11 protein-coding genes and 3 pseudogenes are annotated in these 15,874 nt (G+C 42.2%); 8 read left to right on the forward strand and 6 right to left on the reverse strand.

Features of this window, described 5'->3' with window-relative positions; all coding sequences use genetic code 11:
- Window positions 1–81: 81 nt before the first annotated feature.
- Window positions 82–867 (forward strand): hypothetical protein, encoded by a 786-nt coding sequence (locus tag H4F65_RS02845; RefSeq protein ID WP_039319548.1) that lies wholly within the window; start codon window positions 82–84, stop codon window positions 865–867.
- Here H4F65_RS02845 and H4F65_RS02850 read toward each other — a convergent pair.
- Window positions 775–1,455 (reverse strand): transglycosylase domain-containing protein, encoded by a 681-nt coding sequence (locus H4F65_RS02850; protein WP_146235394.1) that lies wholly within the window; start codon window positions 1,453–1,455, stop codon window positions 775–777. The genes H4F65_RS02845 and H4F65_RS02850 overlap by 93 nt on opposite strands.
- A 232-nt stretch (window positions 1,456–1,687) precedes the next feature.
- On the opposite strand from H4F65_RS02850, the pseudogene H4F65_RS02855 reads away from it, so the two are divergent.
- The 6 genes and pseudogenes from H4F65_RS02855 to H4F65_RS02880 form a co-directional block, all read left to right on the forward strand.
- A pseudogene (locus H4F65_RS02855) lies at window positions 1,688–1,981 on the forward strand (transposase); the annotation flags it as partial.
- Between the two features lie 1,032 nt (window positions 1,982–3,013).
- Window positions 3,014–4,042, forward strand: a complete 1,029-nt coding sequence (locus H4F65_RS02860) for an SMEK domain-containing protein (RefSeq protein WP_010275061.1) — start codon at window positions 3,014–3,016, stop codon at window positions 4,040–4,042.
- 288 nt (window positions 4,043–4,330) lie between these two features.
- A complete protein-coding gene (locus tag H4F65_RS02865; protein ID WP_010275054.1) occupies window positions 4,331–5,281 on the forward strand; it encodes an FRG domain-containing protein in 951 nt (316 codons plus the stop codon).
- A 142-nt stretch (window positions 5,282–5,423) separates the two neighbouring features.
- Window positions 5,424–6,137, forward strand: coding sequence for a hypothetical protein (locus tag H4F65_RS02870; protein ID WP_010275052.1), 714 nt, complete (start codon window positions 5,424–5,426; stop codon window positions 6,135–6,137).
- Between the two features lie 773 nt (window positions 6,138–6,910).
- Window positions 6,911–7,066 (forward strand): annotated as a pseudogene (locus tag H4F65_RS02875) (transposase); the annotation flags it as partial.
- A gap of 90 nt (window positions 7,067–7,156) precedes the next feature.
- On the forward strand, window positions 7,157–11,284 hold the full coding sequence (locus H4F65_RS02880) for an NACHT domain-containing protein (protein ID WP_010275047.1): 4,128 nt from the start codon (window positions 7,157–7,159) through the stop codon (window positions 11,282–11,284).
- Between the two features lie 201 nt (window positions 11,285–11,485).
- On the opposite strand, the pseudogene H4F65_RS02885 reads toward H4F65_RS02880, so the two are convergent.
- The 4 genes and pseudogenes from H4F65_RS02885 to H4F65_RS02900 all read right to left on the reverse strand — a co-directional run.
- Window positions 11,486–12,085, reverse strand: a pseudogene (locus H4F65_RS02885) (site-specific integrase); the annotation flags it as partial.
- A complete protein-coding gene (locus H4F65_RS02890; RefSeq protein ID WP_010275043.1) occupies window positions 12,072–13,466 on the reverse strand; it encodes a site-specific integrase in 1,395 nt (464 codons plus the stop codon). The gene H4F65_RS02890 and the pseudogene H4F65_RS02885, both read right to left, overlap by 14 nt.
- Window positions 13,467–13,718: 252 nt before the next feature.
- Window positions 13,719–14,126 (reverse strand): nuclear transport factor 2 family protein, encoded by a 408-nt coding sequence (locus H4F65_RS02895; protein ID WP_236146230.1) that lies wholly within the window; start codon window positions 14,124–14,126, stop codon window positions 13,719–13,721.
- A 10-nt stretch (window positions 14,127–14,136) separates the two neighbouring features.
- The gene (locus H4F65_RS02900; RefSeq protein WP_010275035.1) at window positions 14,137–14,472 is read right to left on the reverse strand and encodes a nuclear transport factor 2 family protein; all 336 of its coding nucleotides are present in this window, start codon (window positions 14,470–14,472) and stop codon (window positions 14,137–14,139) included.
- Between the two features lie 155 nt (window positions 14,473–14,627).
- On the opposite strand from H4F65_RS02900, the gene H4F65_RS02905 reads away from it, so the two are divergent.
- Window positions 14,628–14,894: a YjbD family protein gene (locus H4F65_RS02905; protein WP_010275031.1), complete on the forward strand. Its 267-nt coding sequence runs from the start codon at window positions 14,628–14,630 to the stop codon at window positions 14,892–14,894.
- Between the two features lie 41 nt (window positions 14,895–14,935).
- Here H4F65_RS02905 and H4F65_RS02910 read toward each other — a convergent pair whose 3' ends face one another.
- Window positions 14,936–15,817, reverse strand: coding sequence for an HTH-type transcriptional regulator ArgP (locus H4F65_RS02910; protein WP_010275029.1), 882 nt, complete (start codon window positions 15,815–15,817; stop codon window positions 14,936–14,938).
- Window positions 15,818–15,874: the final 57 nt, after the last annotated feature.

A 15,874-nucleotide genomic window follows, 5' to 3' on the forward strand; every position in this document is an offset into this window, starting at 1 on the left:
CTTTTGAGAGCGATGGAATTAGGATTATCAAAAACGTTGTTTAAACAAGCACGCAATAGTACTAAATGAGGGGGGAGAGCGGTGAAAGTATTAAATAAAAAAAAGATATTAAAATATTATTTAATGATTTTGTTTTTCATATTTTCTTTTTTTATATATAAATATTTTTTCATTTCAAATGAGCATGAATTTAGTAACTTCAATAAAGTGGAAGAAGTAAAGGTAACCAATCTAAATATATCGTGGTGGTTTTTTACAGTTGTAATTACTGCTGGAGTCACCTATGCATTTCAGAATAAATTGGCTAAAAATAAATTAAAGCTAGATCGATTGGACAAGAGAGCTTCATTTATAAAAACAATAGCAAAGGATTTAAGTGATTTAGTTAATTATCGATTATATGCAGTTAAAATTTATTGTGAAGGAATCTCGTCTGGCGGAGTGAGTGATTCTACGAGAGAGCATTATCGGAAGTCTGTATCAGAATGGAACAGTAAAATTCATTCAATATATAGTTCACTCAACATGTATGACATTGTAGACCTTTCCACCGAAATCGAGTCTGACATACATAATGAATTTGTAAGAATACATAATTTATTTGTTAAGAACATTGAGAAGAAGTATGTAGATCCAGTTGTTATTTTTGAAATAAAAAAATCAATTCATCAAATTGGTAATAAGTCGTCATTTTATTCTAGAGTTATATCGGAGATGGCTGATGCATCATGGGATAAGACACTAGATAAAACAGAACCTCTCACTCAATATAACTTACCAATCGCTAGTAATCTTACTCTTGTAAAAAGACTCTTTAATTTTAATCGATCTTCTTTGAGTGTGAATCGCTCTATTTATAAGGAGTAAATCTCTTTTTACTGATGGGTTTTTAGGTCTTGGTTGTTGAAGCATGGCTGCTATCATGGAACTTTCAAATATTGTTAGGTCTGCAACATTATATTTATGAAACATGTAGCTCATTGACTCGTGAACACCATTCATATAGGCTCCAAAATAAGCATAATTAAGATAGCAATTTAATATACGTAACTTTGAATATCTTCTATTGATAGCTATAGCTAGAAGTATTTCTTTAATTTTTCTAGATAAAGTTCTATCTTTATATTTCGTTATTGTTCTTACGAGTTGCATCTCTATTGTACTGGCTCCTCCATGGTCTCTAAAAGTAGCCATTTTTATTAAATTTCTCACTATCGATATAATATCAACGCCATAGTGATAGAAAAAACGCCTATCTTCTATTGCTATTACATGAAAATGTAGGTCTGTGTAATCATCTGAAACCCACCAATAGTTATTGAATTTACTTTCTATTTCGTACAAATCATCGTTTATCTTAACAAGATAATCGTGAAGGGCATTTTTTGCTCTTTTTAATGAAATGACTAATTTTTTTAAACTTAAAAAATGCGACATAGGATTATTAGCTGGCACTTTGAGTTGTTTTTTCGTACCGGAGTAACAGAGCGTATAAGACGACTGAAACCAAATTTTATTCTATCAGTTTAGCCTTAATTAAGGTGATCCTTCAAGGGGGCAGTAAAATAATTCAGCATACCCGAACCAAAACTGCTATAGCCTGTGGTGTAAGTATCCCGGTAAACCGAACCATTCACTTTTAGAGATCTTCCGACATACTGATTATGTCTCCATTGAGGAGATCGCTATGTGCAAAGCCCGATTTACCGAGCACCAGATCATCGCCGTGTTGAAGTCCGTTGAAGCCGGACGTACCGTCAAAGACGTTTGTCTCGAAGCGGGGATATCCGAGGCCTCGAACTACAACTGGAAAGCCAAATTTGGTGGTATGGAAGCGTCTGATATCAAAAAGATGAAAGATCTGGAAGACGAAAACCGACGGCTGAAACAGATGTTTGCCGATCTGAGTCTGGAGTGCCGTGCACATCAAAGATGTTATTGAAAAAAAGCTTTAAAACCAGCGATAAAGCGTGAGCTCGTCATATTGATTTGTTAGAAATGGCTCGTGAGATATGAAGTTGTTTGTCGCAGTAGGATATTTAACTTATATTGAGCGAGAATCCAGTTCATAAACCACAGATGACATATCTCTTTGCTTTAAATGAATATTTTTAATAGAAAGATGAATTCACTTCCAGGTAACTTCATGAACTAACAGGAATTATGAGCATTTCTTGGCAGCTTGCTCTACTTCTGTTCATGAACCATTTCCCAACGTAATCGCATAGCCAGGCCCATCAAGCTTTAGGGATTATCTGATTGTCTTCTTGAACAATTAATGAATTTTGGTAACATTTGGATACATCAATACTTAATCAGGGCTGAAGTCTCTGATGGCGGTAGCGTCCTTACCGCGGGCTGGGTTACCTAAATCGTATGTAGCCTTAGATCTCATGCTTAACACCACTATAAAATTTTGCTCTTAATTTAACCGAAACCGGAATTCATGTGGAGGAAGAGAGCAAAGAATCGTATGGCTGTTTTCATCGTACTAATCCAGGCTGACTTGTTTTGCCAGAAGGGTGATAAGTTCAGTCCGTAGTAGCCAGCTAACTGACAAATGAATTTGTCAGTCCCTTACCTGTACTTATATAAACATAATTATATAAGATTGAAAATTCCAAGCATCTGCTTCAAACCAAGTAAAATCAGAAGTGGTCAAGAAAAATAATTATTTGGTATCAGTGCCGTTTTGCGGAAGTTTCTGTATCGCAGAGGTAAATACCGCGCTAATTGATGCTGTACTCAGCGGCTTTCGGGTATGTAGAATCTCGTCAAACACAACATATAGTGGTATATATCACCTAATAAGGCACTACATGTTGCAACTAGAGTGAAAGTGAAGGGCGTGTGGAAGAATAACAGAAGATCCGCACATTCAGACATGTGAACGATAAGGAGGTAAGGGCAGAGACAGAATAAAAATGTTTAACGCAGACGGACACTCAGGGTATGCTGTAAAAAACAGTTCATGTTCGCACTCAAGTAAAATTACATTAAATGGGAAAAGACAATGCTTGATCGCCAGCGTAGGGAATATGACATAACCTATGTATTTTCACTACTCAGTACAAATATTACCTTCAACAGCCAGCAGTCCAAGCTCGATATAAATAAAGTGATGGAAACAGTGTTGACTGGCCTGTTGAATAAGATACTGGGTCTCTCACTGGTAAATCTCAATACAATAAAGCATAACCATCCTGCTATTGATTTAGGAGATTACGCAACAGGATCGGCCATACAGGTAACATCTGACGGTTCAAAAGCAAAGTTTGAAAAAACAATCGATATGTTTATTAAACACAATTTGCAACAATCGTTCAGTAAAATATCGTTTCTCATCATATCTAATGACCCTAAGATTTCTTTTTCACGAAAGCCATTTGATATAGAAGTAAATAATTTATCAGATCTCGCTAAAGAGATATGCGATCTAGAAGACGGGCGTTTTAATGAAGTATATGCTTACTGTGAATCGAACTTTAGCGTATATTTTCCTAATAATAACAGGAGCATGCTTGAGCCAACGTTACGCTCATCAGTTGATCCGTCATCGATCATTGGTTTCTTTTTAAATGCAAATGATATAGTTGTAACAGATGAGCATATAAATTGCTCAGTAGATGACATAAGGGATCAACTGATAAGCTTAAAAGAAAGATTAAGTAAATTTTCTAATGATCAACGTTGGTTTATTTACAGGGTAATGGAATGGACTATGAATGAGTATAAATCTAAGTGGATAGAATATTGCCTCGCCCCTAGAACGGTAATAGAAAGATCAATTGATGATATAGACATAAGAAAACTAAGAGACATAGTTAGTTCTCTTGAGCACTCGGGCGTGGCAGGATATGACGAATGCGACCATAATCTTCAAACTGATGGCTTTTTTATACAATATAAAACAGGTATGCCTGAAGAATTTGACTATTTTGCTGGGATAGTAACCTTTCTTAGAAAGACCGAAGAGGTGCGGAATCGAAATAATAACCTAAAACAGATCATAATCGATTGTGACTTTTCCTGTATTAACTGAATGATTAAATCAGGAAATTATAAAATTTAGGTATTCGTTTACGCATGCGGAAGAATACCGCTTTCTCCGCAGGGATAAGAATGATGAAAAGAGAAGGGGCGAGAAAGTAAAACAGGACGAGGCAACCGCTTCGTCCTGGCTAACCATTCATTATGATGCTTGGGAGGTCGTACACACCATTAAAGACCTGATGAGTTCATTGCCAGACTTCACTAATGTTGATACCGAATTTCTGGCAAAAAAAACGGCTGATAAATCTGTTCGGACTTAATGAGGAAACAGAATAAAATGCGTTACAGGAAACAACCTGAAGAAGCAATTGAGTCTGTCATAGATTTTGTTGAATACGTCAATGGCTGGACACACGGAGGAAAGTTTCCTACAGCTTTCCGGGGGCAAGCTTTCTATGGATGGATTGCGAAGCCTAAGATATTCCGTGGAGAAGGACAAATGTATGAAAATGAGAACAGGGCGATTAGAGATATAGTTTCAATTCACCCCTCTGAATTTGAGTCAGACAAAACAATGTTTGATCGTCTGGTGCGTATGCAACATTTTGGTCTGCCAACAAGACTCATGGACATCACTCTAAACCCGCTTGTCGCATTGTGGTTTGCTACAGAGGATTACGTTTTTACCGATAATAGCAAATCTATAGTTAAAGGTCCGCAGGGAGGGACGGTTACAGCTTATTTTGTCCCTGAATCAAGGCAGCGTTACTATGACAGCGACCGCGTAAGTTGTATGGCGAACGTGGCTAACCTGAGTGGTAAAAGCAAAGAAATGTTATTTAGTTTGGCGCTTAATAGCACTGATTGTGAGACATTCCTAGAAAAGAGTGCGAACGAAAAAAATATTCATGGTTTTAACAAAGATGTGCTGGATGAGCTTTACTATCATATAGGTATGGAAAAACCTCACTTCAGAAAGTTAATGAACCCTCAAGACTTACTCAAACCCATTTATGTGAAACCGAAACTGAGTAATAAAAGAATTATTGCACAGTCTGGCGCATTTATGCTCTATGGTTCGCAAGTTAACACGGTGAAATCAACTGAAGAAGTACTTCCAACAGGCAGGATCTTCATCGCTGCTGAACACAAAGAGCAAATTAGGGTGCAACTTGAGCGTTTAGGAATTTATGAAAGCATTCTCTTCCCTGAAATTGAGAGGTCAGCAAAATTTATTTCTCGTAATTATTCCAGAATGCTTTCGGATGAAGATGAATTATACTTATGAAGCCTAACTATAAAAGGACACTATTGATCTTATCCATCCATAGGATTTTAGGGAGCCATCAATCATATTGATGCAATCTAGAATTCTATAATAATTAACATAAAACATAGTATTCCGATACTTAGTCTAAAGAGGTTTTTCAATGCTTACACACTCTTTCGAAACGCTTGCCCAGTCATTTCGTATAATGATTGAAGCTGACTGGAATTATAAAAGGCTCTTAAATATAGACCGAGCCGAAGCTATTGGAAATCTTGAGTCTGGAATTAACACCCAATTGAATGCATTTCACAGCTTTTATGATCAGATGCTGGCACTTCAATTGCCACCTGATTGGTATCTAACACATGAGTTGCTATCTGTTCTGGTCATTAGGAACGCTCGCCATCACAATAAGGCTAACAGAATCCGCACACTTCCAACTTATCATCGTTATGAAGTTGACCCTCCTGAAAAGGAGAAAACGTATTTTTATGTGGATACGCCAGTAACAGAGGACGGAGGTGATTTTTTTGATGTTCCTATTAGCTGGGCAGATATTGATGAAATGCTTTCATTACCGAGAAGTGAGTCAAGGCTCAAACCTGAAGCAAGAGAAAGAGTAAGAGAGTATCTTAATGCCGAATTATTTGAAACTTCTGCACAGGCCAGTGGATTTGCTAAAGAGGATATTTTTATAAATTACGTGGCCCTTGCTCATAATGCCGGTGTTTCGCTCTACCCCTATATTAATGATAAGGTTTCACCCCATGATGACTCTGTTGAAGCCAAGTATTTCATTAAGCACTTTGAAACTGTCGAATACGGAGATACCCGGAATCCGGTATTCTCCCTTATAAAATTCAAATTTAGATGATAATTTCTTCAGCGCTATTCAAATCATAGCTACCCATTGTAGCCATGGAGGAAGCGCTGCAGGATGCGATCAATAAAGCATCCGCTGCGACAAACTAAAAAGCTAAGCGCGTCCGAGGCTCATCGCGGGCGCGCTGTATTGAAAATGATGCGAGTGTTCACCATCAGCGTGATTATCCACGTTGCAGCAATCTAAGAGGACAGCTGTGCAATGCAGGGTGAGCATGCCTCGCGAGGAGAATTGAAATGTTGCCGGAGTTTACGCCAGATTTCAGTAAGTCCGTATCAGGTTCCTTGATAATTAACGATCATTGACGAGAACAACACAGCAGGGAACGGGTAAGCGGGGCAAAATACCTAACCAGAGCTTTCATTTAACTTATGTTGCGCGAGAATTCAGTTCATGAAAAAAATATCAGTATCATATTGTTTTTAATTATTATTTAAGTTAACAGGCCTATTGGCTGCATAGATGACTTCATGAACTAACAGAAAAAAGGTGATGTTTGTCGGTCTTATCGTTATCTGGTGGCAACATGCTGATACTGGTTTCGGGAAAGGCTATCTACGAGGTTTGCTTACGAAGCGACCATGGGGACGAATAAGAGCCCCTTGAGAAGCGTTGCCATCGTCTACATATTTGAGAGGCACCCCTCAATGTGAACGGAACCTGATTGCAGGCAAATTGCATACAACATCATGATTTGATTAAATGTGGACTGACCCCGCCCCGGTAGACGATCCTGCCCTATAGTTTGAGCATAGGAGGAGCATATGGGCACACCACGATTTACCCCTGAATTTAAGGAAGAAGCCGTCCGTCAGATAACGGAACGCGGTTATTCCGTTGCCGAAGTATCCGACCGTCTTGGCGTTTCTGCGCACAGCCTCTACAAGTGGCTACGGGCTATCAAGCCTGATAATAGCGAACATCTTACCTCGCTTAAATACCAATACATTTTTAATGGGTATAATATGTGACTGCTTTTGCCGCATTATTGACAGGAACAAGGACTGGTGATGAATATTGATTTCAGTTTAATTCGCAGCGCCCCCAAAAGCCGTAACGATAGCTTTGAAGCACTCGCCGTACAGTTATTTAGGAAAACCTGTCGAGTACCGACAAATTCAACATTTATTAGTCTGCGTGGAGATGGTGGAGACGGTGGCGTTGAGGCATATTTCCGCTCACCGGACGGTGCCGTATTCGGTGTTCAGGCAAAATACTTTTTCCAGCTTGCTTCCGCAGAGCTTACACAGATTGATAGTTCCCTTAAAGCCGCGCTAAGCAACCATCCCACACTAACCGAATACTGGATTTATATACCGTTTGACCTGACCGGGCGTGTTGCTGCGGGAAAGCGAGGAAAAAGCCAGGCGGAACGCTTTGAAGAATGGAAAAGTAAAGTCGAATCGGAAGCGTCAGCGAAAGGGAAGTCGCTTTCTATTGTCCTTTGTACCGCTGCTGTTATCTGCAATCAATTACTTGAGATAGACCCTTACGGAGGGATGCGCAGGTATTGGTTTGATGACACGTTGCTGACAGCAGCTCAAATTCAACAATGTCTGGATGACGCCATTGCTTTTGCCGGGCCAAGATATACTTCAATGCTGGATGTGGTGACGAATGCTCATGTCGGCCTGGATTTCTTTGGTGGGAGTGGTGACTTTTGCGAGTGGTACGAAACATCATTAACACCAATCGTTCGAGAGTTCCATTCACTGAATGGATACGGACGCAAATCGCTGGATATACTCGGCGAAACCCGTGCTACATCCGCCACGGCATTGATTGAAGAAATAATTGCCTACTGTGAGAGCATGAGAGATAACAATGTCACGGCCACATCGGTTACAGATCTTTGCGTCGCTCTGTCATCCCTATTGACACTTTTCGCTGATGCCCGCCATGCTCAAGAAGATAAATTTTATGAAAAGCATGGCAAGCATAGTGATACAGAATCGTTCCGACAGTTCCACGCAGAGTATATGTGTGCATTTCCTGCCGGAGATATGGATGCGGCGAGAAAATGGGAAGAGCAGGCGCAGCAACTGCAAAATTTGCTGACTTCTCAGGTCATTGGTGCCGCAACAGCACATTCCTTACTGCTGGTTGGGCCAGCGGGTATCGGCAAAACCCACGCGATTGTCAGCGCAGCATTGCGTCGACTGGAACATGGTGGTTTTTCCCTGGTCGTCTTTGGAGACGACTTTGGCAAAGCAGAGCCTTGGGAAGTGCTACGCAGTAAAATAGGGCTGGGTGCCGCCATCGATCGTTCGACATTATTTGAATGCATACAGGCCTGCGCCGAACATACTGGCTTACCTTTTGTCATTTATATCGATGCCTTGAACGAAAGCCCGCGAGAAGTTCGCTGGAAGGACAAGCTTCCCGAATTGCTCGCTCAATGCAAGTCTTATCCAGACATCAAAATCTGCGTTTCAACCCGAGATACCTATCGCAATCTTGTGGTCGATTCACGCTTTCCAGGGTTTGCTTTCGAACACATCGGTTTTTCAGGACATCAATTCGAAGCGGTACAAGCTTTCGCAGCATACTATGGGCTGGATGCAGAGATTACACCACTTTTTTCACCCGAACTCAGTAATCCTTTATTTTTACACTTGGCCTGTAAAACGCTAAAGAGCGAAGGCCGTGACAGTCTGGATATTTCTTTGCCGGGTTTTACCTCTCTGTTTCAAGGACATCTCAAACATTGCGATGTTTTAATTCGAGAACGCCTCCACTACGCAAACCCTGGCAATCTGGTAAGGGCTGCAATGATGGCACTCGCGAATACCCTGACACATGAGTTGCCGCAGAACCGAACCTGGGAAACCTGTTGCGAAGCACTGAGCAAAATAGTGGGAACTGAGACCACACCTGAATCCTTTTTAAATGCATTGGCGCATGAAGGCCTCATTATCCTTTCTGTTGTAGATGAGGATACCTTCCTGATCCGTCTGGGTTATCAACGCTACGGTGACATACTCCGTGCTATCAGCCTTGTGGAAGCTCTTGATTCGGATACAGCAAAACTAGCGGAGAAAATTGCAGCGTTAACAGAAGAAGATGCTGGATTGCTGGAAGCTCTTGCCGCCGTGCTGCCAGAGAAAACTGCTCTTGAAATTACTGCTGAAGAAGTAGGATTACCATCCGAACAAGCCCATAAGCTGTTCATCCAGTCATTGGTTTGGCGCTCCCGACAAAGTGTAGTGGAAGAAATTGAAGAACACATCCATGCAGCACTGCATACACCTGGATTATGGGAGTCGGTTTATGAAGCGCTGTTTTCACTTAGTCTGGTTCCTGACCATCGTCTAAACGCAACTAACTGGCTGGGGCCATTTTTACGGCAGTCATCCTTAGCTGAACGTGACACCTACTTGTCTTTAGCTGCGCTGGGATCATTTGATAACAAGACTGCTGTCTATTCACTCATCCATGCAGCACTATTTGCTGACATAACCCATTGGCCTGCTGAAAGCCGGAGGCTGGCCAGTCTAACACTTGCCTGGCTCACTTCGTGTGCTGACCGCCGAATCAGGGATTTATCCTCAAAAGGGCTAAGCAGAATCCTGGCAAGCTACCCGGAAAACTGCCAAACAGTAATCAGTGAATTTGCATATTGTGATGATGATTACGTATTAGAGCGTATTAGCCTTGCTATCTACAGTGCATGCTTATTGTCACGCCAACGTAGAAATGCGTTTATGCCAGCGCTCCCTGGTCTATTAAGCATTGCGTCCGAAAGCGAGAATATTCTGCTCCGGGATACGGTTCAGCTATTAGTAAACTTGTTGAAAACAGGAGAATTTCCCACAGCCGTAACAAGCCAATTACAGCATTACCAGACAAACGTATCATTACCATCACGATGGCCTGTACTGGCGGATGTCAAACCCCTCCTAGATCTGGAACATTTACCATCAAACATGGTGCTCTGGGGAGAGTCCATGGCCCCGGATTTCTGGCGTTATCAGGTGGAATCGAAGATTTCCGGCTTTGACTTGGAGAGCGCCAATATCAGCCATGAAAACATTGCCTGTTGGTTAATGCGAGAAGCACTTAATTTAGGATATCCCGGTTATAACCACTGCGCGCTCAATTATGATCGCCATATCGGGAGTCAGTATGGCTCGGGACGGGGTAGAAAAGGGTATGCTGACCGACTCGGTAAAAAATATTACTGGATCGCCTTACATCGACTACTGGGCATTCTGGCCAGTAATGTTCCCGCACTGGAAGACCCATATTCCGACTACGAACCTACAAGTGATCATCTATGGTCAGTCGACGTCCGTAAAGTCGACCTGACCGATGTACGCGACATCACCGCAGAAAGTGTCTATCCAGTACTGATGGAAGAAACAAATTATGCATTTCCTGACCGCAATTCAGATATCAAAGGTTGGGTTCGGACCGATGATTTGTCACCTTATGAAGCTTGTCTGATTCGAACTGACAAGGAAGGGGAACAGTGGGTAGCGCTTTCACACAGCTATTGGGACGAGGATAAAGCGCCGAATGAAAATAGCTGGAATTCACCTTACCTGGCAGTGCGTGCTTATTATTCAAGCGCACTCATAAATGAAAGCATCCAGAACTTTAAACAGAAAAGTGCGCGCGATATTTTCCAATATAATCAGGGGAATAGCTGTTATCGCGGTTATCTTGCTGAATATCCTGACAGCCCAGTGTACAAACAACTTCTTAATAATGAGGAAGATAGTGAAGCATTTAATTTTACAGAAGTCAGTTTACTACGCGGAAGCGAATGGGAATATGACTACTCATATACCACGCCCGAGCGCCAGGATAACCTTATTGCGCCATGCCAGGGAATCATTCAAAAACTCGAACTTTTATGGGATTGTCAAAGCGGTTGGGTTGATCGTTCTGGCAAACTTATCGCCTTCCATCATAAAGGTGTAAGACAAAGCGGACTTTTCATTCATCGTTCGGCGTTGAACGCCTACCTGTCCATAACAGGTGAAGAACTTATATATCGCCGTTTTGCTAACAGGGGATATTTTGATTTAGCTGGCCGTAACGGCTCGCAAATAGACCTGAAAACTTGGCTCCAGTACCGGGCAGACAAGGCGCCAGTAGTTTTACGAGAAGAGGAACTGCCGTTTAACTGCTGACAACGATACTTATTAAGTAATCAACTGGCTGCCCTGGCATCGAATGCCAGAAGAGCCATTTCACACTACCAATTTAAGTAGACTGAAGGAATACTTGGTACAAGCAAACGCACGCCATATCGGATAGAGGGGACTATGAACGAAACCATCGAAAAACTGATTGCCAGTGGAAAGGAAGGACCATGGTGGGACTTTAAACAAACCTACCCGAATCGCTGTGGCCATTTCAAACAGTCCTGCGCTGATCATGTTTTTTTCGAGTGGATCGAGGACATTGTCAACTTCCTGATAGATGCCCCAGTCATTGGAATGTGGGCGTGGAATGAATTCGATCTCTTCGTAATCGTCGAGGGTGAAGCCGGGGAATGCTTCAGCGCAGAGGATTTTTAAGCCGAAAATGATATAGTAAAAATATCGTGGTTCTATTTCCTGTGTTTCAAGGTAATCTTTCAACACTGCAAACGTGAAAGAAGATTTGGTTATGCAATGTTCCGTTGCCAAAGACCATGCATGGAGAACTCCAGGAACCTGGGCTGGACACTTGGCTGACGCATAACGGAAACAAATATATTTGATTAATTGGTTGCTGATTTTATCCTGACGATAGTGGGCATAGCAGCGGCTACCTGAATAATCGAAAACCCAACTATCACTTGTTGAGTTGATATACTTATCATCGAAAAAATCTGCCGACTTGAGATAAATGCTAGCTGGTATATTAACATTTAAAACACGCTCAACAAATACAGATGCGTAAATGCTACTCCTCGGCTCATTTAGCTGTCTATTAATTCGACTCATATACACTCCATTCGTCGCATACATTTGAAAAGGTTGCTCTCAGGGCCTCGTTATCCATCGCAATTCGATGAAGATTGGCCGTATTAGCCTGCTGCGATAGAAATCTTTTGGCATAAATATCAGGCATATGGCTATTGTAACTCCAGCCGCCAAGCAGTCGTAACTCATCCTTGGCCTCATTCATCAATCCAGCGCTAGAAAAATCTATTGCCGCCAAACGTGAGTTGACATTAATCTTTTTAAGTTTTTCACCATAAATGCGTTGAAGTGTCAAATAGGCCCATGTATGTCGTGTTATATGAGGCGAGATGCTTTCAATGGCATCAAAGCATTTATCTGATTTATATTCAGGATGCTGTACGCTAAATGTGTCATCTATCTTGGAAAAAATGTCATAAATAGTGTGGTATGACAGCGGCGGATGTTGTCCCTGAGTCGAAGTGAACAGGAAACTATGCGAGGTTCGATGGCGAACTTTACGGGTATAAAGACTTAGAAAGTGGTAGTCCAGTTTATCTAACGCCAGCACCCGGTTTGCATAGATATTCTTTAATGAAGGCAATCTTTTTCGTGGGTCTGGTATGTCTTCATCCACAGTTGTCACAATTAGGCTGAACTGATCCCCTCGGAGATTGGGTTTAATAGAATGACACTCCAAAAGCAGTAATTCACTGACACGTAATCCATAATTTAAAAGTAATCTGCAAATCAGAAAGTTACGTAATTGTATTTCACCAGCAGGGAAGGGATTAAGTGGGTTTTTCTTTGAAGCTGAATCGGGTGTAATGATTTGGTAAAAAGCTATGATCATATCAGTCGTTAGACTTCGAAAGCGCTGATGGGTAATTTTGTTGTTCATCTGACGAGAATGAGCAAGAGTGCGGAATTCTTCTTTATGTATCGATAACCGACTAGTTAACTGTGTGGCAAGCCGTGTGAGTTCTATAGGCGAGCCATCAACATACCTCGGCGAGACATACGTATTAATCAGATATCTCATAAAGCGAATAACCGCATGTACATATCCAACGTTTGTGCGGCGTGAAGACGTGTTCTGTATAGAGCCGATAGCTAAGATTGGTGCACATGAATGCCCATTTTCCAGATAATGAAAAAAGGCTGTCAGTTCTTCAATGGCGATTAATGGATTGTGGTCCGAGGAATTGAAACTGAAGCAAAACGTCACGCCATATTTCTGGTACCAGAATTCATAGAAAAACTTGATCGCTTGAAGTGAAGCGGATTGGGTAGCTGCTGTACGCAAAGCCAGGTGGTCCACAAGATATTGTAGCGGGTACAAAAGCGGCAGGCATGTATGAGTATCCATCAGTACCCATAGGCGCTGCCGTTGGTTGATATTGAACTGTGCGAGTGCGAACATGCGGCATTTATCCTCACAAGTAATATGTGTATAAAGAAAATAACCGGCAAACATAATGCGTAGCAAGGAGAAGATGAAGTGTAGGGTAAGTGTATGATTGATCGTAGTCTGCAGGTGGTTATGAACTAAAGGGATGGCAGACTAAATTTAACATAATATACATTATGCGAACCAACGGAGATGCTCGCGGGAACTGGCAGCTTTGCTGAGCAAATCCCCATAAGTAAAATGCTTCATGTCAGCCATGGATCCTTAGTTTGCTGTTGGTGTTCCCTGATGAAACCGCATTTGCCAGGCATCGGGATTTGGGCTGTCAGCATTTTTAATCCATAGCGATGTCCGCCATGTTTTACTGACGATGTTATTCTCGTCTGCCTTGTAACTCATGTATGTCAGCAACACACTTTTTTCATCCACCACTGATAACTCGAAGTTATCGGCCTGTATTTGTTGTTCAACCGTTTCAGAAATTAGTGCGTCGATAACCTGCTGTTTGTCGTATCGCATCCCAGAACGGCCAATTTCAAAAAAGTCGCGGTGCAGCAGCTGATCAGTGATGGTCTTCTTGCTGCGCGTTGCCTGGCAATGAAGTTGTCTTTCATAATGTACAATCAGCGACTGTAACTTTTGTCTCTCTGAAATCATGAGTTCTGAGCTCATCCATTGTTTACTAAGAAAAGAAAAACCAAGCTGTATTAATAAGGCCGTTATCTATCTCAAAGACGGCAACACTTTCTATAGGTTCTGCCGCAAGTCCATGTATCAATTCATGGTCAAATACCTTGTTGCCTAACACGGTACGAGATACCAATTCCGCTCTCAGTTTTGGGTTGTTGAATCGGTTATTCACGTAAAACTCTCTCAGCGCTTCTTTTCCTACCATCGACGGCGTTTCTGCTGGCATACGGTACGCTTTGAAATCAGGTGCAAAACATGACACAAATGCATCGATATCATGTTCGTTATAAGCCTTAAACTGTGCCGCTACGGCCGATTCTGGTGACATGGTTTCTCCCTACTATGTGTTTTTCTACTGTGTCTGAATAAATAAATTGTGTGCCAATTATCAAGAAATCAGGAAGGCTCGCGGTAGATTTATCTGGGCCTCAGAGCGTTTTCCTCTACAATGTACTTTCCAGCCCGCTTATCAGGTTCATACCCATGCAAAGACTGACTCAGAAAGACATGACCGAAAGTGAACAACGTCAGCTTAAGACGCTACTCGATCAGGCGCGAAAAAAACAGGGCCGCACGCTGACCAACTCTGAGAGTAATCACATTAAAGATGATTACATCGATAAGCTTATGAAGGAACGTGAAACCGTAGCAAAACAGGTGAAGGCTGATAAGAAGAAAAATAAGTTTAAACCTGATTCCTCAGCAACATATGAATGGTCAGCCAGTACAAACCTACGGGGCCGCCGCTAGCATTTACGTCAATGATTGCTGTATCCCTGGCTTGACACTATTTACCGAAAAAGATGCCGAACAGCCGCAGTTCGCACGCTCTGGCTTAATGCTTCCAGCGATGCAGAACGGATATTCCAACGGTGCCAGTACAGACGAATATCGATAGGATTTCCGGCTTGAAACGGCACTAATTCGCCTTTTTCCGTATGAGATGATGCCATATGTTCTGGGATCATCCCCCACCCTAGCCCTCTGAGAATGGCGCCGACAAAAGCTGCCGTTGAAGGAACGAATTGCTGCGGTGGTTCAATGGTTGCCGGAACCAGCGATGCTATAAATAAGGACTGTAATCTGTCCTTATTGTTAAATATCAGGAGCGGCGCTTTTTGCAAACTGTCCGCATTGATGCCATCCGCAAAGTACGTCTCGTGAAAAATCTGTGAGCAATACGCGCGGTAACGCATCGTTCCTAAATATTCTACGCCACAGCCTTGAATCGGTTCCGGGCTAGCGCTGACCGCTGCCATGACGCGACCTTCACGCAGCAAGGTTGCCGAGTGCTCCTGATCCTCGACGAGGATATCGAGCAAAATACTGGATCGGTGACAGGCATCGTCCATCGCATCCAGAAACCATCCGTCTATTGAATCCGCATTCACCGCCACTGAAAGACTCTGTCTGGCCGGCATTTCAAGCGTGCTGAAAAGCTCACTCTCCAACATATCTATCTGTTCTGCGTGTCGAAGTAACGCTTGCCCCGTCAGCGTTGCTCGACACGGATTGCCCCTTACGATCAGTACCTGACCAAGCTGATCTTCTAACTGTTTGATACGCTGGCTGATGGCAGACGGCGTGACGTGGAGTTTACGAGCCGCAATTTCAAAGCTGCCGCTACGGACAATCTCCATGAAAGCTCTCAGACAGGGGTAATTCAGGTTCATGATTATTTATTCTTAACAATATCAGGATGATTTAATCTGCCTTAATTAAAGGTTCGA

It is taken from the genome of Pectobacterium brasiliense (genome assembly GCF_016950255.1).
Classification (GTDB): domain Bacteria; phylum Pseudomonadota; class Gammaproteobacteria; order Enterobacterales; family Enterobacteriaceae; genus Pectobacterium; species Pectobacterium brasiliense.